The organism is Cribrihabitans marinus, from assembly GCF_900109035.1.
GTDB classification, from domain to species: Bacteria; Pseudomonadota; Alphaproteobacteria; order Rhodobacterales; family Rhodobacteraceae; genus Cribrihabitans; species Cribrihabitans marinus.
Genome location: NZ_FNYD01000003.1, coordinates 207,186 through 227,938, shown reverse-complemented (window position 1 = coordinate 227,938; position 20,753 = coordinate 207,186). Strand labels below are relative to the sequence as shown.

22 protein-coding genes are annotated in these 20,753 nt (G+C 67.0%); 14 read left to right on the top strand and 8 right to left on the bottom strand.

The features are described from left to right. Positions 1–47: 47 nt before the first annotated feature. Positions 48–602 carry a hypoxanthine phosphoribosyltransferase gene (gene hpt, locus BMX57_RS06115; protein WP_092363687.1) on the top strand — a complete coding sequence of 185 codons (555 nt, stop codon included), beginning with the start codon at positions 48–50 and terminating at the stop codon, positions 600–602. 6 nt (positions 603–608) lie between these two features. On the opposite strand, the gene BMX57_RS06110 is transcribed toward hpt, so the two are convergent. Continuing rightward, positions 609–1,481 carry a LysR family transcriptional regulator gene (locus tag BMX57_RS06110; RefSeq protein WP_092363684.1) on the bottom strand — a complete coding sequence of 291 codons (873 nt, stop codon included), beginning with the start codon at positions 1,479–1,481 and terminating at the stop codon, positions 609–611. Positions 1,482–1,575: 94 nt separating this feature from the next. Here BMX57_RS06110 and BMX57_RS06105 point away from each other — a divergent pair, with 94 nt between their 5' ends. Further along, complete coding sequence (locus tag BMX57_RS06105; RefSeq protein ID WP_092363681.1) at positions 1,576–2,043, top strand: c-type cytochrome; 468 nt, start codon at positions 1,576–1,578, stop codon at positions 2,041–2,043. Positions 2,044–2,052: 9 nt separating this feature from the next. Then, positions 2,053–2,946, top strand: coding sequence for a c-type cytochrome (locus BMX57_RS06100; RefSeq protein ID WP_092363679.1), 894 nt, complete (start codon positions 2,053–2,055; stop codon positions 2,944–2,946). On the opposite strand, the gene BMX57_RS06095 is transcribed toward BMX57_RS06100, so the two are convergent. Then, a complete protein-coding gene (locus BMX57_RS06095; protein ID WP_092363676.1) occupies positions 2,932–4,074 on the bottom strand; it encodes an amidohydrolase in 1,143 nt (380 codons plus the stop codon). The genes BMX57_RS06100 and BMX57_RS06095 overlap by 15 nt on opposite strands. After that, positions 4,071–5,021: a lipoyl synthase gene (gene lipA, locus BMX57_RS06090; RefSeq protein WP_092364343.1), complete on the bottom strand. Its 951-nt coding sequence runs from the start codon at positions 5,019–5,021 to the stop codon at positions 4,071–4,073. Before lipA ends, BMX57_RS06095 begins: the two co-directional genes overlap by 4 nt. 192 nt (positions 5,022–5,213) lie before the next feature. Here lipA and BMX57_RS06085 point away from each other — a divergent pair, with 192 nt between their 5' ends. Further along, entirely contained in the window at positions 5,214–6,134 is a 921-nt protein-coding gene (locus BMX57_RS06085) for a hypothetical protein (protein ID WP_092363673.1), read from the top strand. 162 nt (positions 6,135–6,296) lie between these two features. Then, the gene (locus BMX57_RS06080; RefSeq protein ID WP_092363670.1) at positions 6,297–6,845 is read left to right on the top strand and encodes a peroxiredoxin; all 549 of its coding nucleotides are present in this window, start codon (positions 6,297–6,299) and stop codon (positions 6,843–6,845) included. Positions 6,846–6,923: 78 nt separating this feature from the next. Here BMX57_RS06080 and BMX57_RS06075 read toward each other — a convergent pair whose 3' ends face one another. Both BMX57_RS06075 and BMX57_RS06070 read right to left on the bottom strand, forming a co-directional pair. Further along, on the bottom strand, positions 6,924–7,865 hold the full coding sequence (locus BMX57_RS06075; protein WP_092363667.1) for a LysR substrate-binding domain-containing protein: 942 nt from the start codon (positions 7,863–7,865) through the stop codon (positions 6,924–6,926). A 52-nt stretch (positions 7,866–7,917) separates the two neighbouring features. Next, positions 7,918–8,988, bottom strand: coding sequence for a DUF6456 domain-containing protein (locus BMX57_RS06070; protein WP_092363664.1), 1,071 nt, complete (start codon positions 8,986–8,988; stop codon positions 7,918–7,920). A gap of 238 nt (positions 8,989–9,226) precedes the next feature. Here BMX57_RS06070 and BMX57_RS06065 point away from each other — a divergent pair, with 238 nt between their 5' ends. Further along, positions 9,227–9,523 carry a DUF6477 family protein gene (locus BMX57_RS06065; protein WP_092363661.1) on the top strand — a complete coding sequence of 99 codons (297 nt, stop codon included), beginning with the start codon at positions 9,227–9,229 and terminating at the stop codon, positions 9,521–9,523. Between the two features lie 2 nt (positions 9,524–9,525). Here BMX57_RS06065 and BMX57_RS06060 read toward each other — a convergent pair whose 3' ends face one another. Beyond that, positions 9,526–11,070, bottom strand: a complete 1,545-nt coding sequence (locus BMX57_RS06060) for a trimethylamine methyltransferase family protein (protein WP_092363658.1) — start codon at positions 11,068–11,070, stop codon at positions 9,526–9,528. Between the two features lie 182 nt (positions 11,071–11,252). Between BMX57_RS06060 and BMX57_RS06055 the strand changes: the two genes are divergently transcribed. Beyond that, positions 11,253–11,933, top strand: a complete 681-nt coding sequence (locus BMX57_RS06055; protein WP_177175410.1) for a DUF2270 domain-containing protein — start codon at positions 11,253–11,255, stop codon at positions 11,931–11,933. A 13-nt stretch (positions 11,934–11,946) separates the two neighbouring features. Here BMX57_RS06055 and BMX57_RS06050 read toward each other — a convergent pair whose 3' ends face one another. Next, positions 11,947–12,384, bottom strand: coding sequence for a GNAT family N-acetyltransferase (locus tag BMX57_RS06050; protein WP_092363655.1), 438 nt, complete (start codon positions 12,382–12,384; stop codon positions 11,947–11,949). 77 nt (positions 12,385–12,461) lie between these two features. Here BMX57_RS06050 and guaA point away from each other — a divergent pair, with 77 nt between their 5' ends. The 5 genes from guaA to BMX57_RS06025 all read left to right on the top strand — a co-directional run bounded on the left by guaA (position 12,462) and on the right by BMX57_RS06025 (position 18,123). Further along, positions 12,462–14,024, top strand: a complete 1,563-nt coding sequence (gene guaA, locus BMX57_RS06045; protein WP_092363652.1) for a glutamine-hydrolyzing GMP synthase — start codon at positions 12,462–12,464, stop codon at positions 14,022–14,024. Continuing rightward, on the top strand, positions 14,021–14,914 hold the full coding sequence (locus BMX57_RS06040; protein ID WP_373283093.1) for a DMT family transporter: 894 nt from the start codon (positions 14,021–14,023) through the stop codon (positions 14,912–14,914). The genes guaA and BMX57_RS06040 overlap by 4 nt, the downstream gene beginning before the upstream one ends. Positions 14,915–15,027: 113 nt before the next feature. After that, positions 15,028–16,185, top strand: a complete 1,158-nt coding sequence (locus tag BMX57_RS06035; RefSeq protein ID WP_092363646.1) for an OmpP1/FadL family transporter — start codon at positions 15,028–15,030, stop codon at positions 16,183–16,185. A 118-nt stretch (positions 16,186–16,303) separates the two neighbouring features. Further along, positions 16,304–17,206, top strand: a complete 903-nt coding sequence (locus BMX57_RS06030) for a DMT family transporter (RefSeq protein WP_092363643.1) — start codon at positions 16,304–16,306, stop codon at positions 17,204–17,206. 50 nt (positions 17,207–17,256) lie between these two features. After that, positions 17,257–18,123, top strand: coding sequence for an ATPase (locus BMX57_RS06025; RefSeq protein ID WP_092363640.1), 867 nt, complete (start codon positions 17,257–17,259; stop codon positions 18,121–18,123). Positions 18,124–18,136: 13 nt separating this feature from the next. Here BMX57_RS06025 and BMX57_RS06020 read toward each other — a convergent pair whose 3' ends face one another. Next, positions 18,137–18,709, bottom strand: coding sequence for a hypothetical protein (locus BMX57_RS06020; protein ID WP_092363637.1), 573 nt, complete (start codon positions 18,707–18,709; stop codon positions 18,137–18,139). 133 nt (positions 18,710–18,842) lie between these two features. Between BMX57_RS06020 and metA the strand changes: the two genes are divergently transcribed. Continuing rightward, positions 18,843–19,781 carry a homoserine O-acetyltransferase MetA gene (metA, locus tag BMX57_RS06015; RefSeq protein ID WP_092363634.1) on the top strand — a complete coding sequence of 313 codons (939 nt, stop codon included), beginning with the start codon at positions 18,843–18,845 and terminating at the stop codon, positions 19,779–19,781. Between the two features lie 6 nt (positions 19,782–19,787). After that, entirely contained in the window at positions 19,788–20,735 is a 948-nt protein-coding gene (locus tag BMX57_RS06010; protein WP_092363631.1) for an alpha/beta fold hydrolase, read from the top strand. Positions 20,736–20,753: the final 18 nt, after the last annotated feature.

Here is a 20,753-nt window from a genome sequence, read left to right as displayed (position 1 = left end):
ATGGCGGCTCATGTCGTATGTTGCGCGCCAAAGATCAAGGGGGCGTCATGACCGACCGGGCATATGTGATCGACGAGATGATCTCGGCCAAGGCCATCGCGGCCCGCATCGAGGCGCTGTGCCGCGAGATCCAGGCCGAGTTCTCGGGCACCGACAAGCTGATTGTCGTGGGCCTGCTGCGCGGCAGTTTCGTGTTCATCGCCGACCTGGTGCGCGAGTTGGACCTGCCGATCGAGGTCGATTTCCTCGAGGCGTCATCCTATGGCGACACGATGGAATCGAGCCGCGAGGTGCGCATCCTCAAGGATCTGCGCGGCGCGGTCGAGGGGCGCGACGTGCTGGTGGTCGAGGATATCGTCGATACCGGCCACACGCTGAACCACGTCACCCGCCTGCTGGCCAGCCGCAACCCCGCGCGTCTGAAATCCATCGCGCTTCTGGACAAGCCCAGCCGCCGCGAGGTCGATTTCCGCGCCGACTGGACCGGGTTCGAGATCCCCGATGAATTCGTTGTGGGTTATGGCATCGACTATGCACAGCGAAACCGCAACCTGCCTTTCATCGGCAAGGTGCGGTTCGAGGACGCGGCCCAGAGCGCCTGACGCCGGTCAGGCGCCGTCCTCGGCCGCCAAAAGCGCGGCATTTTCGGCCAGCGCATCGCAGAGCAGGCGGCGCAGCCGGTTGAGCCGGGGCACATTCGCCAGATCCTCGTGGCAGGCCACCCAGACCGGCGTTGCCAGATCGTCCGGCAAATCGGCGGGCAGCCGCTGCAGCCGGGGATCGCCGCGCGCCACGAAACAGGGCAGCAGGGCCTTGCCCGCGCCGACCGCGGCCAGTTCGCGCAGCACAAGGAAACTGTCGGCCGAGGCCGCGCAGCCGCCCGGCCCGATCTGCCGTTCCAGCCAGGCCCAGGCGCGCGACCGCCGCATCGGCCCGTCCATGCCCAGCCAGCCGGCATCCGCGTGACCGGGCGCGGCATAGACTCCGAAACGCATGGCCACCGGCGATTCGCCCACCAGCCCCTCGGGCAGCACCGTCGCCGGGCGCACCGTGATCTCGGCTTCGAGCCGGGCCAGGTTCAGGTGCAGGTTGGTCGAGATCATCGACAGGTGAAGCTGCGGCGAGCGCCGCCGCAGGTCCGACAGGATCACCGGCATCAGGCATTGGCAGATCGTGTCGGTCGAGGTCACCCGCACGGTTCCCGAAAGCGGCGTGTCGATGCCGCGGGCCAACTGTTCGACCGAGGTCACGGCCTGGGCAACCTCCTGCGCCGCCGCGATCAGCCGCAGCCGGTCGGGACGGACCGTGTAGCCCTGCGGCCCGCGGTCGAAGAGCTGCGTGCCGATCTGTTCCTCGAACCCCGCCACCCGCCGCAGCACGGTGGCATGGTTCACACCCAGCCGCCTTGCGGCGCCGGCCACGCTCTGCGCCTCGACCACGGCCAGAACGAATTGCAGGTCGTCCCAATTCAGCCTGTGCAAAAATCATCCCCCTGACTCGGAAATGCGCAGTGGCTTTTAGTCTTATCACAGGTAGGATCGATTCACAGAACCAGGCAACCACAGGAGGTAACTCATGACTCTGACCGGCAAACTCGCGGCAAGTGCCATCGCCGCCGGCCTGCTGCTGACGACCGGCGCGGCCTACGCGCAGGACGCCGGCGCGGCGATCAAGGCCCGCCAGGGGCAATTCCGCATCATGGCGCTGAACATCGGCGTTCTGGGCGGCATGGCCAAGGGCGAGATCGACTACGATGCCGAACTGGCGCAGATCGCTGCCGACAACCTGGTCGCGGTGTCCACCATCAACCAGATGGTCAACTGGCCGGAAGGGTCCGACAACGCCTCGGTCGAGAACACGCGCGCGCTGCCGGTGATTTGGGAGAACCTGCCCGACGTGGTGTCGAAATGGGAGGATTTCGGAACCGCCGCGACAGCGATGCAGGCCGCCGCCGGCACCGGCGTGGAAGGCATCCAGGGCGCGATCGGCCAGCTTGGCGGCAGATGCAAGGCCTGCCACGACGACTACCGGGCGCCCGAATAAGACCCGGACATGAGACGACTGCTCCTGCGCCTTCTGGCGGCCGCCATTGTCTTGGCGGTCGCCGGTCTGTGGATCACCCGTCCCCGGACGGTGGATGCGCAGCGTTTCGACGCGATGGAGGGCGATGCCGAGGCCGGCGAGATGGTGTTCACCGCCGCCGGCTGCGCCTCATGCCACCATGCGCCCACTTCCGAGGACAAGCTGGTCCTGGCCGGCGGCCAGGTGTTTCCCAGCCCATTCGGCGCCTTCGTCGCGCCCAACATCTCGACCGACCCGCAGGCCGGGATCGGCGGTTGGGAACTGGTCGACCTGGCCTCGGCCCTGCGCCACGGCACCTCGCCCGAGGGCCGGCATTACTACCCGGCCTTTCCCTATGCGTCCTATACCCGGATGACCGACCGGCAGATCGCCGATCTCTGGGCCTTTATGCAGACCCTGCCGGCCGACCCGACGCCCAGCCAGCCGCACCAGGTCGGGTTTCCCTTCAACATCCGCGCCAGCCTGGGCGGCTGGAAACTGCTGTTCCTCGATGACGGCTGGGTGCTGGATGAGCCGCCCTCGCCCGAGGTCGAGCGCGGGCGCGTCCTGGTCGAGGCGCTGGCCCATTGCGGCGAATGCCACACCCCGCGCAATCCCCTTGGCGGGCTCAGGACCGACGCCTGGCTGACCGGGGCGCCGAATCCCGCGGGCAAGGGCACGATCCCGCCGCTCACCCCGGCAAAGCTGGACTGGAGCGCGGGCGACATCGCCTATTACCTGGAAACCGGGTTCACGCCCGATTACGACACCGCCGGCGGTCACATGGTGGCGGTGATCGAGAATTTCGCGCAATTGCCCGCCGAAGATCGCGAGGCGGTCGCGGCCTATCTCAAGGCGCTTCCGGGCGGCTCAGCCGAGAACTGAGCGCATCGCGGTCTCGAACACATCCGCACCGATGAGGATCAGCGCGTCGGGAAAGTCGTAGTCGGGATTGTGCAGCCGCGGGTGATCTTCGCCGGCGCCCAGCCAGAACATCGCCGTCTCGGCGCCCTTGGCGAACTGGCCGAAATCCTCGGAGAAGGATTGCGGGCGGTCGGACAGGTACAGCGGCACGTCGCGCGCTGCGCAGGCGGCTTGCAGGATCTCCACCGGCGCAGGGGCATTGGTGCAGGCCTCGAACACGTCGTCGAACCCGATCTCCAGCCCCAAGCCGGCCTCGCCGGCGGCGGTCTCGGCCAGGCCGCGCGCCCGCGCGACCAGCCGGGCCATCGCCGCGTCGCCCACCGTGCGCAGGGTCACCCAGACTTCGCCCGCGCCGGGTGCCACGCCGAAAGTCGGCTCGCCCAGCCAGGCATGGGTCACGGTGGTCAGCGAAAAGCCCTCGGTCAGCGCACCGCCCGGCCCCAGCGCGGCCAGCTCCGGCAACAGCCGTGCGATGGCCGCGGCCGGCGACAGACCGTCCCCCGGTGCCGCGGCATGGGCGGTCTTGCCGGTCAGCCTGATCCGCATCCCGCGCGAGGCGCAATTGGCCGCGCCAGTGGCCAATTCCACATGGCCCAGCGGCAGCCCCGGCAGGTTGTGCAGCGAAAACACCATGTCCGGCGCGATGGACGCGAATTGCGGATCGGCGCGAAACGCCGCTGCGCCTTTGCCGGTTTCCTCTGCCGGCTGAAAGATCAGGACCGCGCGACCGCGTACGGGACGCGCCCTTGCCAGCGTCTCACCCACCGCCAGAACCGTGACCATGTGCCCGTCATGCCCGCACAGATGCCCCCGGCCCGGAACCTGCGAGCGATGATCGCGCTCGGACAACTCCTGGATCGGCAGACCGTCCAGCTCGCAACGTACCGCAACCGTGGGGCCTGGATGCGCACCCTGAAACACGGCGGCAACCCCGTGCCCGCCGATCCCGGTCAGCAGGTGGTCGGGTTGCAGGTCATTGAGATGCGCGGCCACCCGCGCGGCCGTCCGTGCCTCCTGCCCCGAAAGCTCGGGCTGGCGGTGCAGGTCGTGGCGAAGCTCGGTCAGACGTGCCAGGTCGGCCGGTGTCATACCCGGCCCAGCTGCGCCTCGCGGGCCGCGCGCAGCCGCGCGAAATCGTCGCCCGCGTGATAGGACGAGCGCGTGAGCGGCGTGGCCGAAACCATCAGGAAGCCCTTGCCGAACGCCGCCTTCTCGTAGCCCGCGAACTCCTCGGGCGTGACGAAACGGTCCACGCGGTGATGCTTGGGCGTGGGCTGCAGGTACTGGCCGATGGTCAGGAAATCGACACCCGCCGCGCGCATGTCCTCCATCACCTGGTGCACCGCCTGCTTGTCCTCGCCGAGGCCCACCATGATGCCGGACTTGGTGAAGATCGACGGATCCATCTCCTTGACCCGCTGCAACAGGCGCAAGCTGTGGAAATAGCGCGCGCCGGGCCGCACCTGGGGATAGAGCCCCGGCACCGTCTCGAGGTTGTGGTTGAACACGTCCGGCCTGGCCGCCACGACGGTCTCAAGCACCGAGGGCGCGCATTTCAGGAAATCGGGCGTCAGGATCTCGATCGTGGTCTTGGGGCTGCGGTGGCGGATCGCCCGGATGGTCTGCGCGAAATGATCGGCGCCGCCATCCTCCAGGTCGTCACGGTCCACGCTGGTGATGACCACGTGGTTCAGCCCCAGCTTCTCGACCGCATGGGCCACGCGGCCCGGCTCGAACACGTCCAGCGCGTCGGGCCGCCCGGTGGCGATGTTGCAGAAGGTGCAGCCGCGGGTGCAGATCTCGCCCATGATCATCATCGTGGCATGGCCCTGGGACCAGCACTCGCCGACATTCGGGCATCCCGCCTCTTCGCAGACGGTGACCAGGTTGTTGTCGCGCATGATCTTGCGTGTGTCGGCATAGCCCTTGCCGCCGGGCGCCTTGACGCGGATCCAGTCGGGTTTCTTGGGCTGCGCCTGGTCGGGGCGATGCGCCTTTTCGGGATGGCGTTGCTCGGGCAGTTTCAGATCGCGCACGGATATCGGTCCCTTGAACTGGGTCAGGATCACTTGCGCCTACCATATAACGTGACGTCGCAAGAAGCGCCAGCGACGCATGGCCGCTATGCGGAACGCGGTGCCGAGCCTGCGAAAGGCTTTTCTTGCCAAGCCCCTGACCCTCGCGGATACTGCCCCGATACATTGGCCAAGCCCGGGGGGGGAGCCGCCATGGTGGACATGACCAAGGAACGCGAGAAGTTCGAAAAGGACTTCAAGAAGACCAAGCCGCAGCTCAAGGCCCTGTCGGCCGCACAGGGCACCAAGATGAAGAAACAGGTCCTGTCCTGGCTGGACGAGACCTGGAAGCTTGAGGACAAGCTGTCCGACACCATCGTCGCGGCGCGGAAATCCGGCGTCACCGGCACCCGGGCTGCCGATTTCATCAAGGAGAAGGCAGTCGCCAAGGCCCTAAAGGACTGGAAGGCGGCAGTGGTCAAGCATCACGGCAATATCGACGAGTTGACCGGGTTCTCGAACGACGCGCAGGCCCTGCATGACGAGTTGGCCCGGCGCACGGAATTCATCGAGAAGGACCTCAAGAAGTCCAAGACCGGGATGAAGGACATGAAGATCATGGCCACCGTGAAGGAGGCCAAGCGCGCCCTGCCCGACCTGAAGAAGGCCGGCGCCTTCGGCAGCGACCTGCCGGTGCATGTGGTGTTCTATGCCCGCAAGCTGCAGCAATCGGTCGAGGTGATCGTCAAGCAGGCCCTGAAGAAGGCCGATCCCAAGGAGTTTCCCAAGGCCCTGCAACCCGAGCAGCGCAAGCGCACCGTGCGCACGGTCACCGGCCATGAGCGCAAGGTCCTGAATTACTGCCGCGCGGCCGAAGCGGGCATGGAGAAGGACATCAAAAAGGCCGCCAAGGCGCTCGACATGGCCAAGAAGGAGCTGGAACCGCTGGAGAAGCTCCATGACGAGTTCACCTCGGTCGCCAAGAAGATGCGCAAGGAGATCGCCGAGTCCAAGGACAAGGCGGCGATCGTGAAGCTGATGAAATCGGTCAATGACAGTTTCAGGAAATGCGACGCGGTCTTTGATGAACTGGATGAGAAGATCGACGCGGCGCAGGCGCAGGCCAACAGCTGACCCGGCGCGCCGCAGTGCCGCATCCCCCAACCTGAACCCAACCTTTCGAACGGCTTACCGATGAAACCGGATACTGCGTTGCGGCATTCGGTCGGTTGAAGCCGCCTTGGAATCATCTTAACTCGGGCGGGAAACATTTTCCCACGACACAGGAGCCCGATGATGAAAGCCGGTGCAAGACTTCCCGAGGTGACATTCCACACCCGCGTGCGCGACGAGGCCTTTGGCGGCCCGAACCCCTATCGCTGGCAGGATGTCACCACCTCCGACCTGTTTTCAGGCAAGCGCGTGGTGCTGTTCTCGCTGCCGGGCGCCTTCACGCCGACCTGCTCGACCTACCAGTTGCCGGGTTTCGAGAACCGCCGCGATGAGTTCCGCGATCTGGGCATCGACGAGATCTTCTGCATGTCGGTCAATGACAGCTTCGTCATGAACAAATGGGCCGAGGCGCAGGCGCTGAAGAACGTCAAGGTGATCCCCGACGGCTCGGGCGAGTTCACCCGCAGGATGGGCATGCTGGTGGACAAGTCCAACCTGGGCTTCGGCATGCGCTCGTGGCGCTATGCCGCCATCGTCGACAACGGCGTGGTCGAGGCGTGGTTCGAGGAACCGGGCCTGAGCGACAACCATCCCGAGGATCCCTATGGCGTCTCCTCGCCCGAATCGCTGCTGGGTTACCTGGCCGAGAAGAAGATGCCGGAACCGGCCTGATCCCGACCGCGGGACGCAGAGGGACCCGTGCATCGCGCGGGCCCTTTTTCTGTGTGGCGATGCGGGACCGTCCGACAGTCACGGCAGGTCGGTGATCCGCTCGCGGCAGTCACGGACGATTTCCTCGCCCACCACACGGATCGCCTGCGCCAGCCCCCCGGCCCAGTCCTCGCCGCGCGACGAGGCGCGCAGGACCAGGCCCACGGTGCGGAACGGCTCGGGCGCGGGAAACCGCAGCAGGGTCATCCCCGCAACGCCGCGGGATTCCGAGCGCGCGGCCAGCTCCGGCATCAGGGTCAGCCCGAATCCCTCGGCCACCAGCCGCGACAGCGTGGCCAGCGAAGAGGCGCCCATGTTGATCCCGGCGCCGCTGCGGTCCTGCCCGCAGACCTCCAGCGCCTGGTCGGTCAGGCAGTGGCCATCCTCCAGCAGCATCAGCTGCGCGGGCTTGAGGTCGGTGGGGCGCAGCGTCTCGGGACCGGCGGCCAGTGCCGCCAGCCGCTCGCGCGATCCGGCCAGCAGGAACCGGTCCTCGAACAGGGGAAACTCCGCCAGATCGGTTCCGCCCGCCGGCAGGGCCAGAACCGCCGCATCCACCTCGCCCGCGCGCAGGGCTTCGAGCAGCCGCTCGGTGCGCGCTTCGCGGACCCGAACCCGCAACGACAGGTCGCTGCCGCACAGGGCCGCCAGAACCCCGGGCAGCAGATAGGGCGCCATGGTCGGGATCAGGCCCAGCGACAGCGACCGGCGCCCGCCGCTGCGGTCCCGGGCCAGCCGGTCCAGCCGGTCGGCCGCGCCCAGCACCTCCTGCGCCACGGCCAGAACATCGCGCCCCAGCGGCGTCAGCACCACGTCGCGCGCATGGCGTTCGGCAAGCCGGCCACCCATCGCCTCTTCCAGCGCGCGGATCTGAACCGACAGCGCGGGCTGCGAGACATGGCAGGCGCGGGCGGCGCGTCCGAAATTGCGGTGATCGGCCAGCGCCTTGAAATATTGCAATTGGCGGAGGGTGAACTTCATCGGCGATCATTATCGCGAAACCCGGTTCCGACAACAAGCGCCTATGAGGGGATCAGCCGATCATCCGATCCTGCCCCGCCGCCCCCTCATAGTGCCGGCGCAACCGCTGCAGCGCGATCCGCAAGACGATCTTGCCCGAGCGGGCCGACCAGCCCATGCGTTTCTCCGCCAGTTCCAGCCCCTCGAGATAGCAGCAGCAGCGCAGCGCCACGTCGCTCAGCCCCGGCCCCAGATCCGCCAGCGCCCTTGCCACGCGGGTTCGCGCGTCCGATGGCCCCGCGGTGGCGTGACCGTCCGAGCCGAACCCGGCCCGGCCGCCGCCGGTCAGGAAACGCTCCCAGTTCTGGGCCACCTGCGGCCCCAGCTGCGCCAGTTCGAAATCCTCGCGCAGGCGCTCGCCGGCCTGCACCAGCGCCTCGTCCAGGAATGGCTGCCCGTCCCGGTCCCGGCGCCGGGCCAGCGCGATCAACGGGCTTTCCGCCACGCCATAACGCATGCGGCGGGTGCCGGCGGCCGACGCTGCGGCAGAAGGCCCCGCGAACCCTGCCTGCGCCTCGGCAAAGCCGTCCTCCTTGCGGACCCGCGCGCGGTTCTCGGCCTCGGCCACCAGCCGACCCAGCGCCGCCCGCCCCGACGCGGTGATGTGATAGCGGCTGATCCGTCCGGGCACGTTGCAGGCGATCCAGTCCTGCAGCGCCAGCCCCTGCGCCACCGAGGCCTCGACCACCGCCGTGCGGGCGCTGCCGCCAGCCCCGTCATCGCGCACCACCACCGCGCGGTCCATGTCCTCGGCCACCGCCAGCACGGCACCGCTTTCGCACAAGCGCCGCAGAACCCGCAGGGCCTCCTGGGCGAAGCCGGTCGCATCGGGCGCGTCCGCCGGACCGCCCTCAACGGGCCCGGGCGCGGCGAATTGCGGCGCCAGCGCGTCCAGCGCCGCATCCACAAGCGGATCGTCGCGGCGCATCTCGACCCTGCGGATCTGCCGCAGCACGGTCGAGGCATGGCACCCGGCCGCGCGCGCCAGATCTCGGATCGGCCGCCCGGCATGGGTATGCGCGAGATAGCGCGCCACCCCCTCGGGAACCCAACCCGGCGCGGAAATTGCGGTGACCTTGTCCATAACACTCCATCCCTGATGACAATTTCGACCCAGCCGCCCACGAACCCCGCTCAACACGAAATCTACCTAAGATTGCATTGATTACCTGTTCGTTAAGATCTGGCAGCCGCTTGATAATTGTTTCGAAAGGATAAACAGCGGTAAAGCCATCGCGCGCTGATTGCATGAGAGCGGCAACGCAACCTAAGATTGTGGCAGAAACGACGCAACCACGTCACCAAACGAAGGAACCCCGCCCATGCAAGACCTGATGACCATGCTCTCCACGCTTCGCCGCCCCCGCCTGCTGATCCGTGCGGCGCGTTTCGGCGCGCAGGACTACAACCGCGACCGCCACCTGCAGCGGGTGCTGGGCTATGGCGCCCTGCCGCGCCCGGCGGCGGCGCTGATGCGCCTGATGGAGTTGGAGCGCGGCCTGGACGACCAGCGCAAACAGGAAGATGCCGGGTACTCGCTGACCCGGCATCTGGACCTGTTGATCGCGATGATGGGCGAGGCGCAGCTGCTCGCAGCCAGCCGCACCGCGCCGGAGTGACGCTACATGAAGGCGTCCGGCATCGACGCCTTCTTCTCGTCGACGAACGCCGCCAGCGCCTCGGCGATGGCCGGGTCCAGCGCCGGCTGCTCATAGGTGGACAGCAGCCGCTCGACCCGGGCCGAGGCCAGCATGCGCGTGTCGCGGCCGCCCTCTTCCTCCCAGGTCTCGAAGGGTTTGTAGTCGAGCAGATCCGTCTTCCAGAAGGCGGATTTGAAATTCGCCTGGGTATGGGCGCAGCCCAGATAGTGCCCGCCGGGGCCGACCTCGCGGATGGCGTCCATCGCCTGGCCGTTCTCGTCATGGTTGACGCCCTTGGCCAGGCCATGCAGCGCGCCCAGCTGGTCGGCATCCATCACGAATTTCTCGAAATCGGCCACCAGCCCGCCTTCCAGCCAGCCGCAGGCATGCAGCATGAAGTTGACGCCGGCCAGAAGCCCCATGTTCAGAGAATTGGCGGTCTCGTAGGCCGCCTGCGCGTCGGGCAGTTTCGAGCCGCAGAACGAGCCGGCCGACCGGAACGGCAGGCCCATGCGCCGGGCCAGCTGACCGGCCCCATAGGTGATCAGCGAGGCCTCCGGCGTGCCGAAGGTGGGCGCGCCGGAATTCATGTCGATCGAGGTCACGAAGGCGCCGAAGATGACCGGGGCGCCGGGCCGGATCAGCTGTGAATAGGCGATCCCCGCCATCACCTCGGCCAGAACCTGCGTAAGCGTGCCCGCCACCGAGACCGGTGCCATCGCGCCGCCGACGATGAAGGGCGAGACGATGCAGGCCTGGTTGTTGGTCGCATAGACCTCGAGCGCGCCCATCATCACCTCGTCGAAGGTCATCGGCGAGTTGATGTTGACCAGCGAGGTCATCACCGTGTTGTCCTGCACGAACTCCTTGCCGAACAGCACGCCGCACATGTCCACTGAATCCTGCGCCCGCGACGGGTCCGTCACCGAGCCCATGAACGGCTTGTCGCTCAGCGTCATATGCGCCGACAGCATGTCCAGGTGACGCTTGTTGACCGGGATGTCGGTCGGTTCGCACACGGTGCCGCCGGAATGGTGCAGCCATTTCGACATGTAGGCCAGTTTCACGAACTTCTTGAAGTCGTCCATCGTGGCATAGCGCCGGCCGCCGAAGGCGTCGCGCACGAAGGGCGGGCCATAGACCGGGGCCAGCACCAGGTTGCGCCCGCCGATGACCACCGATTTCTCGGGGTTGCGGGCGTGCTGGGTGAATTGCGACGGGGCGGTCGCGCACAGCTTGCGCGCCAGGCCGCGCGGGATCCGCACGCGCTCGCCCTCGACCTCGGCACCGGCCTCGCGCCAGCGCGCCAGGGCGGCGGGGTTCTCGACGAAGTTGACGCCGATCTCTTCCAGCACCGTTTCGGCGTTGGTCTCGATGACCTCCAGCGCCTCTTCGTTCAGAACCTCGAAATTCGGTATGTTCCGCTCGATGTATTTCGCGGTCTCGAAGGAAACCGCCGTGCGTTCCGCACGGCGGGCGGCGCCGCCGCCGCCCCGTGATCTGCGCCGCGTGCTTGCGTCAGCCATAGGTGTCTGATCCCCGGATAGGAGTGAATTGCGCCCCCTTGTTACAGGATGGCGCAGGCCCGACAGATATGGATTGCGGCGCCTTTGGGGAAAAAGCGACATGCGCGCGACACCTCTAAGCCTTTGACCCGACGTTGCCCGCCGGGCATCATGGCCGGGAACAGGCGCGGGGGGACAAGGCGATTTCCCAGGACCAGACCGAGCGCAAGACGCTGAGCGCGGCCGAGATCGGCGCGGTGGCGCATCTCTATCGCGGCGAGGTCTATCGCAGCACGATCTGGCGCACCCGGCTGGACACTACGACCAACTGGGCGGTGGTCACCCTGGGCGTCGCGCTGTCCATCTCCTTCGCCTCGCCCAATGCCACCCCGCTGCCGCTGGTTCTGGTCGGCGTGCTGATCATCCTGTTCCTGATGCTCGAAGCGCGGCGCTATCGCTATTTCAATGTCTGGCGCGCGCGGGCGCGCTGGCTCGAGACGCATTTCTATGCGCCGCTGCTGCATGACGGCGACCTGCATATGGAGGAGGACTGGCAGAAGGTGCTGGCCCGCGACTACGTGCAACCGCGCTATCACGTGAGCCTACTGATCGCGATCGGCCGGCGCATCCGCCGCAACTATCTCTGGATCCTGCTGATCCAGTCGCTGGCCTTTGCCGGCAAGCTGGCCATCCACCCCACGCCGGTTCAGTCGCTCTCGCAGGCGTTGGATCGCGCCAATGTCGGCCCGCTGCCGGGCGAGATCATCGTCCTGACCGGGCTGGCCTATGTCGCCTGCTGGTCCGCCATCGCGTTCTGGAGTTGGCGGGTGGACCAGGACCGGTCGGCCCGCCGCGCCGACGGAAGTTCGTCGTCGATGGGGTGACCGCCCGCCGCGATCACAGCCGCTTGCGCATCGCCACGGCGTTGCCGGTAATCCCGGTCTCCTCCCAGCCCATCCGCGCATAGAAGGCGCGCGTGCGGTCCATGCCGACATGGGTGGTCAGCTGCATCACCCTATGGCCGTTTTCGCGGGCAAGCCGTTCCGCCTCGGCCATCAGCGACCGGCCCAGTCCCGCCCCGGCAGAGCCGGGATCCACCGCGACGTTGAAGATCCGGAACCCCTCGGCCGCGGACCCGCAGATCGCCACGCCCGCGATACCCGCACCGGCATCGGCCACTATCACCGTGCGGCGGGCCACCTCCTCGGCCAGCCCCTCCGTCACATCCGGCAGATCCTCCAGCCGGGCCCGATCGGCCGCATAGGCGCGCCGGATCACCCGGTCGATCGCCGCGACCTCCCCGGGCCGCGCGGCGCGCAGGATGGGTGTTGTCATTCCTCAGGCCCTCCGGGGATGGTTCGGAGCGATGAATAGTCTTGCACTCGCACAACACGCAACCTAGTAGCTTCGCCATGAACCAGACATCCCATGACCGCCTTCTGATCGTCGATTTCGGCAGCCAGGTAACGCAGCTGATCGCCCGCCGCCTGCGCGAGCTGAACGTCTATTGCGAGATCCATCCCTACCAGAACGTGACCATGGACCTGGTGCGTCAGATGGGGCCAAGGGCGATCATCTTCTCGGGCGGCCCCGACAGCGTCACCCGCGAGGGCAGCCCGCGCGCGCCGCAGGAAATCTTCGACTACGGCGTGCCGATCCTGGGCATCTGCTATGGCCAGCAGGTGATGATGGAACAGCTGGGCGGCCAGGTCGTCTCGGGTCACGGCACCGCCGAGTTCGGCCGCGCCTATGTCGCCCCGACCGAGGAACGTATCGCCCTGCTCAACGGCTGGTTCCTGGAAGAGCGCGAGCAGGTCTGGATGAGCCACGGCGACCACGTGTCCGAGCTTGCCTCCGGCTTCCGCGTCTACGGCACTTCGCCGCACGCGCCCTTTGCGATCACCGCGGACCTGGAGCGCAACTTTTTCGCCGTGCAGTTCCACCCCGAGGTGCACCACACGCCGAACGGCCGGACGCTCTATGAGAACTTCGTGCGCCTGGCGGGTTTCACCGGCGACTGGACGATGGATGCCTACAAGGAAGAGGCGATCCGCAAGATCCGCGAGCAGGTCGGCGACCGCAAGGTGATCTGCGGCCTGTCCGGCGGTGTCGACAGTTCGGTGGCCGCCGTGCTGATCCACGAGGCGATCGGCGATCAGCTGACCTGCGTCTTCGTCGATCACGGACTCCTGCGCAAGAACGAGGCCGAGGAAGTGGTCGCGATGTTCCGCGACAACTACAACATTCCGCTGATCCACGCCGACGAGAGCGATCTGTTCCTGGGCGAGCTGGACGGCGTGTCCGATCCCGAGACGAAGCGCAAGATCATCGGCCGGCTGTTCATCGACGTGTTCCAGAAACACGCGGATTCGATCGAGGGGGCCGAGTTCCTGGCTCAGGGCACGCTCTATCCCGACGTGATCGAATCCGTCTCGTTCTCGGGCGGGCCTTCGGTCACCATCAAATCGCACCACAACGTTGGCGGCCTGCCCGAGAAGATGGGTCTGAAACTGGTCGAGCCGCTGCGCGAGCTGTTCAAGGACGAGGTGCGCGAGCTGGGCCGCGAGCTGGGCCTGCCCGACAGCTTCATCGGCCGCCATCCGTTTCCCGGCCCCGGCCTGGCGATCCGCTGCCCGGGCGAGATCACCCGCGAGAAACTGGCGATCCTGCGCGAGGCGGACGCGATCTTCATCGACCAGATCCGCCGGCACGGCCTCTATGACGAGATCTGGCAGGCCTTCGTCGCCATCCTGCCGGTGCGGACCGTGGGCGTGATGGGCGACGGGCGCACCTATGACTTCGCCTGCGCGCTGCGCGCGGTGACCAGCGTCGACGGGATGACGGCCGACTACTACCCCTTCTCGCACGACTTCCTGGGCGAGACCGCGACCCGCATCATCAACGAGGTCAAGGGCATCAACCGGTGCACCTATGACATCACCTCGAAGCCGCCCGGCACCATCGAGTGGGAGTGAGCGCACCCCCGGCCGAGCCAGCGCCGGCGCTCAGGGCGGCGCTGTGGATGACCGGCGCCATCGCCTCGTTCTCGGCGATGGCCATTGCCGGTCGCGAGGTGAGCTTCGCGCTCGATACCTTTGAAATCATGACATATCGCAGCGCCATCGGCTTCGTGATCGTGGTCGCTATCCTGGCGCTGCGCGGCACGCTGCACCAGGTTTCGCGGCAAAAGATCGGCCAGCACGGCATCCGCAACGTGCTGCATTTCACCGGGCAGAACCTGTGGTTCTATGCCATCGCGTCGATCCCGCTGGCGCAGGTCTTTGCGCTGGAATTCACTCAGCCGCTGTGGGTCATCATCCTGTCGCCGCTCCTTTTGGGCGAGCGGTTGACGCCGCTGCGGGTGCTGTCGGCGCTGCTGGGTTTCCTGGGCATCCTGATCGTCGCCCGCCCCGGCGCCGACCCGATCAGCGCGGGCATCCTGGCCGCCGCCGGCGCGGCGGTGTTCTTTGCGCTCACCACCATCCAGACCAAGCGGCTGACCAGCACCGAGACCGTGGGCTGCATCATGTTCTGGCTGACCCTGATGCAGCTTTTCCTGGGCCTGGCGGCCTCGGGATTCGACGGCGACATCGCGCTGCCTGACGCGACAACGGCGCCCTGGCTGGTGCTGATCGCCCTGGGCGGGTTGATGGCGCATTTCTGCATCGCCAGCGCCCTGTCCATCGCCCCGGCCTCGGTGGTCATTCCCTTCGATTTTGCTCGTCTGCCAGTCATCGCCATCCTGGGCATGCTGCTTTACCACGAGGCGCTGGATCCTTGGGTCTTCGTCGGCGCGGCCGTCATTTTTGCAAGCAATTACATTAACGTGTTGAGTGAATCCCGCAACGCCCGGCGACAATTGTGACCCTGCGTCGCGGCGCCCGCTTTACGTGTGGTCAGGAATTGACCACTCTGCCCCTTGAAAGCAACAACGATCACACAGGGCAGTGCCCAAGGCACATCGGGAGGAGACAGAATATGCGTTCGATCATGGGCGGCGTGGCCGCTTTCAGCTTGACAGCAACGGCAGCGGCCGCAGGCGGCCTGGACCGCACCGGTCAGCCGATTACCCTGCTGTTCGAAAAGGGAAACTATGCCGAGTTCTCGGTGGGACGGGCGCAGCCGGACGTGACCGGCAACGACGTTGCCACGCTGAACCCCTTTGGCACGCCGTCGGGCGGCGTCGCGCAGGATTTCTCCCAGTTCGGTGCCGGCCTGAAATACCAGCTCAGCGACCAGGTATCCTTTGCGCTGATCTACGACCAGCCCTGGGGATCGGATATCAGCTATCCCACCGCAGACGCCAACCCCAACACACCCGGCTCGCTCCTGCTGGGCGGCACCCAGGCCTTTGCCGATTCCGACGCGCTGACCGGCCTGGTGCGGTATCAGTTCAACGACACCTGGAGCGTTCATGGCGGTCTGCGCTACCAGCGCATCGACGGGCGCATCCGTCTGCGTGGCGCGGCCTATGGCCCGTTCAACGGGTATGACATCGGACTGAACCGGGATGCCGCGGTCGGCTGGGTTGCCGGTGCCGCCTATGAGATCCCCGACATCGCCCTGCGTGTCGCGCTGACCTATCAGTCCGAGATCGAGCATGACTTTGCCAGCACCGAGACGCTGGCGGGCCTTCCGGGTTCGATCCAGGGCGTCAAGGACGTGAAGACCCCGCAATCGGTCAACCTCGATTTCCAGTCGGGCATTGCCGAGGACACGCTGCTGTTCGGGTCGATCCGCTGGGCCGACCACAGCGAGACGCAGTTGCTGACCACCGCCATTGCGACGCCCTTTGGCACCCTGCCGAGCGCGAACCTCATCGATCTCAACGACACCATCACCTACAACCTCGGCGTCGCGCGCCAGTTCACCGAGAACTGGGCCGGCTCGGTCTCGCTGGGCTACGAGGACGCCGACAGCGATAACCTGGTCTCGCCGCTGGCGCCCACCAACGGGTTCAAGAGCATTTCGCTGGGCCTGCAATACACCCAGGGCAACATGAAGGTCTCGGGCGGTGTCCGTTACACCGATCTGGGCGATGCCTTCGCCGAAACCGGAACGCCGGATGTCGCGCGGGCCGATTTCCAGGACAACGACGCGGTCAGCTTCGGCCTCAAGGTCGGCTTCTACTTCTGATCCGCCATTGACGAACTCAAGGCCCCGCCACCCACGGCGGGGCCTTTTTCTTTGCCGCCAGCGGCATTGCGCAGAAAACGGATCGGACAGCACCGCACTACCGCGCTAGACCCGTTTCATGATCGATCAGAAATCCATATCGCTGCGCGCCTGGGCCGAACTGACGCTTCTCGGCCTGATCTGGGGCGCGTCCTTCCTGGCCATCCGGGTGGCGCTGGACGAATTGCCGGTCCTGACGACCGTGCTGCACCGCACATTCTGGGCCATGCTGGTGCTCTGGGCTGTGGTTCTCGCCCGCCGCCTGCCGATCCCGCGCAGCCCGCGTGTCTGGGGCGCCTTCCTGGTGATGGGGCTGCTGAACAACGCGATCCCCTTCGGACTGATGGCCTGGGGTCAACTCTATATCGAGAGCGGCCTGGCCGCGATCCTGAACGCCGCCACTGCGATCTTCGGCGTGACCCTGGCCGCCATCGTCTTCGCCGACGAGCGCCTGACGCCCGCGCGCCTGCTCGGCGTCGGCCTGGGCTTCTTCGGGGTGGTCACGACGATCGGGCTGGGCAATCTCGCCCAGCTGGACCTGCGCAGCGGCGCACAACTGGCGGTGCTGGGCGGTGCGTTCTCCTATGCCTGCGCCAGCGTCTGGGCCCGGCTGAACCTGGGCGGCCTGCCGCCGCTGGTGGCCGCGGCGGGCATGCTGACCGGATCGACCCTGCTGATCGTTCCGGCCACGCTGCTGGTCGACGGCGTACCCTCGCTGGCGCTGGCACCCGCGACCTGGGCCGCGATCGGCTATTATGGCCTTGTGGCCACCGCCGGGGCCTACCTGCTCTACTACCGGATCCTGGCGATGGCCGGCAGCGGCAACCTGATGCTGGTGACGCTGCTGATCCCGCCGGTCGCCATCGCGCTCGGCGCGGCCGTCCGGGCCGAAGCGCTGCCGCCGCGCGCCTTCACCGGCTTCGCGCTGCTGGCGCTGGGCCTGCTGATCCTGAACATCGCCTCGCGGCACCGCCGCGATTGACCGCACCGGCCGCCCGTTCTAGCAAGGTCGCAAAACGGGGATATCGGATCATGCTCTACGGCTCGGCCAGCGAATGGCGCGCGGCGGATCGCAAGAAGGTGCTGTTCTTCGGCATGTCGGGGCTGGGCAAGACCCATGCCAGCACCCTCCTGCGCGACCACGGCGGCTGGTTCCACTACTCGATCGACTACCGCATCGGCACCCGCTACATGGGCGAATACATCACCGACAACGCCAAGGCGCAGGCGATGAAGGTGCCCTTCCTGCGCGACCTGCTGCTGACCGACTCGATCTATATCGGCTCGAACATCTCGTTCTCGAACCTAAAGCCGGTCTCGACCTACCTGGGCAAGCCCGGCGATCCCGACCGCGGCGGCCTGCCGATCGAGGAATACCGCCGCCGGCAGGAACAGTTCCGCCTGGCCGAGATCCACGCGCTTCTGGACACCGAATACTTCATCGACCGCGCCCGCCGGCTCTATGGCTATCCGCATTTCATCTGCGACACCGGCGGGTCGATCTGCGAATGGGTCGATCCCGAGGACGCCAAGGACCCGGTCCTGACCGAGCTTTCGCGCAACACGCTGATGATCTGGATCCGCGGCGACGCGGCGCATACCGAGGCGCTGATCCGCCGGTTCGACAAGGCGCCCAAGCCGATGTCCTATCGCCCCGATTTCCTGGCCCGGATGTGGCAGGAGTATCTGGACGAGACCGGAATCGCACCCGAGCAGGTCGATCCCGACGCCTTCATCCGCTGGACCTATGCCCGCGCCCTGGCACATCGGCAGCCGCTCTACGAGGCGATGGCGCGGAACTGGGGCGTCACCGTGACCGCAGACGAGATCGGCGCGCTGCGCGACAAGGATGATTTCGTCGATCTGGTCGCCCTGGCGCTGGAGCGGAAAGCGGCGTGAGGCCGCGTTGCCTTCAGAACCTGCAACCCTGCCGCACATTGGCCAGCGCCGGGCCGGCCTCGGCCAGGCTGAGCGAAAGGGCCAGCATCCCGTCGGGATCGACGATCTCGATCCAGGTGCCGCCCGCAAGAATGTCGAGCAGCGGCGCCCCCGGCCGCAAATCGACGGTCAATTGCTGCCGCGCACGGTGGAACACCGTCGGAAAGCTGCGCCCGTCGATGCGCAGCTGATACCGGCCCTCGCGGCGGTCCAGCGCATAGAGCATCAGGTAACCGTCGCCCCGCCCGTCGCACATGAAATAGAACCCCCGCCCCGACCCTGCGGGCTCGGCGATTCCGGCAAAGCGTGTCACTCCGTCCGAAGCCACGCCGCCGGTCCAGGCACCGCCCGGTGCCGGCGCCGGGCTCTGTTGTTGCGGCGGCGCGGTGCACATCCGGCTCACGCAGGCGTGGTATTGCGGACTTTGCGCACCCGGGCTGTCGGCCAGGCAGCGCCAGATGCAACGCTGCAACTCCATCGGGTCGGCCGACTGCGCCAACGCCGGCCCGGCCAGCCACAACAGCACAAGCGGAAACAGACGTCGCATCAATCACTTCCCCGAGCAGCCCCCGCAACCATCAAGCTGCGACGGCCGGTGCCTTGTCAAGCCGTCCTGCCCTTGGCACCGGGACACACTCGCTCTATCTAGGCCTGACGTCCGACAACGAAAGCCGCGCATCATGCCGATCAAGATACCCTCCGACCTGCCCGCCTATGACGTGCTCAGCCGCGAGGGCGTCATGGTCATGTCCGAGGACCAGGCCGCCCGGCAGGACATTCGGCCGCTCAGGATCGCGCTGCTCAACCTGATGCCCAAGAAGATCCAGACCGAGAACCAGTTCGCCCGCCTAATCGGCGCCACCCCGCTGCAGATCGAGCTGAGCCTCATCCGCATGTCCGAGCACCGCACCAGGAACACTGCCGCCGAGCACATGGCCGAGTTCTACCGGCCCTTCCAGGACGTGCGGGACGAGAAATTCGACGGCCTCATCATCACCGGCGCCCCGATCGAGCACCTGGATTTCGGCGATGTCACCTATTGGGACGAGATGCGCGCGGTGTTCGACTGGACCCAGACCAACGTGCATTCCACATTCGGCGTCTGCTGGGGCGGGATGGCGATGATCAACCACTTCCACGGCGTGCGCAAACACATGCTGGACGCCAAGGCCTTCGGCTGTTTCCGGCACCGCAACATGGTTCCCGCCTCGCCCTTCCTGCGCGGTTTCTCGGATGATTGCGTGATCCCGGTCAGCCGCTGGACCGAGATGAAACAGGCCGAGATCGACGCCGCCCCCGGCCTGCGCACGCTGCTGGCCAGCGACGAGGTCGGCCCCTGCCTGATCGAGGATCCGGGCCATCGCGCGCTCTTTATCTTCAACCATTTCGAATATGACAGCGACACGCTGAAACAGGAATATGACCGCGACGTCGAGAACGGCACGCCCATCAACGTGCCGGTGAACTACTACCCCGACGACGATCCGGCCCAGACGCCGCAGAACCGCTGGCGCAGCCACGCGCACCTGCTCTACGGCAACTGGATCAGCGAGATCTACGAGACCACGCCCTTCGACCTCGAACGGATCGGGCTTGAATCCAGCGACCTGCGGGCCTGACCGGGAATGCGCGTGCTGGTTATCCTGCTTGTCCTCGCCGCCCTGTTCTGGGCAGTGACCCTCTGGCGGGCCGCCCGCCACGAGGCGCGCGCCGAGGCGGCCTTCCCGCCCACCGGCCAGTTCCTTGAGATCGACGGCACCCGGGTGCATGCGGTGGTGTCGGGCAGCGGGCCGGACGTGGTGCTGATCCACGGCTCCAGCGGCAGCACGCGCGACATGACCTTCCGCCTCGCCCCGGCGCTGGCCGATCGGTTCAGGGTGATCGCCCTGGACCGGCCCGGCCTGGGCTATACCGACCGGATCGGCCAGGGCGGCGCCAGCATCGCCCAGCAGGCCGACCTGCTGCGGCGCGCCGCGCAGGAACTGGGGGCGGAGCGCCCGATCGTACTGGGCCACAGCTATGGTGGTGCCGTGGCGCTGGCCTGGGCGGTGAACCACCCCGACGCGCTGTCGGCGCTGGTGCCGGTCGCGTCGCCCTCCCACCCCTGGGACACGCCGCTCGATCCGCTCTATCGCGTCACCTCCTCGGCGCCGGGCTCGGCGGTCGTTATCCCGATGCTCACCGCCTATGTGCCGGATTCCTACGTCGAATCCACGCTGGCCTCGGTCTTCGACCCGCAGGACGTGCCCGAGGGCTATGCCGCGCATTTCGGACCCGGCCTGTCGCTGCGCCGCACCGCCATGCGCGCCAACGCCCGCCAGCGCGCGAACCTGCTGGCCGAGATCGAGGCCCTGCACGGCCGATATGGCGACATCGCCGTGCCCACCGAGATCGTGCACGGCACCGCCGACACCACGGTCGGCCTGTCGATCCATTCCCAGCCGCTGCTCGCGGCGGTTCCCGGCGCCGTGCTGACCCGCCTGGAGGGGATCGGCCACATGGCGCACCAGGTCGAACCCGACGCGGTGGCCGCCGCGGTCGACCGCGCGGCCGCACGCGCCGGTTTGCGTTAACCCGATTCACATTCCATA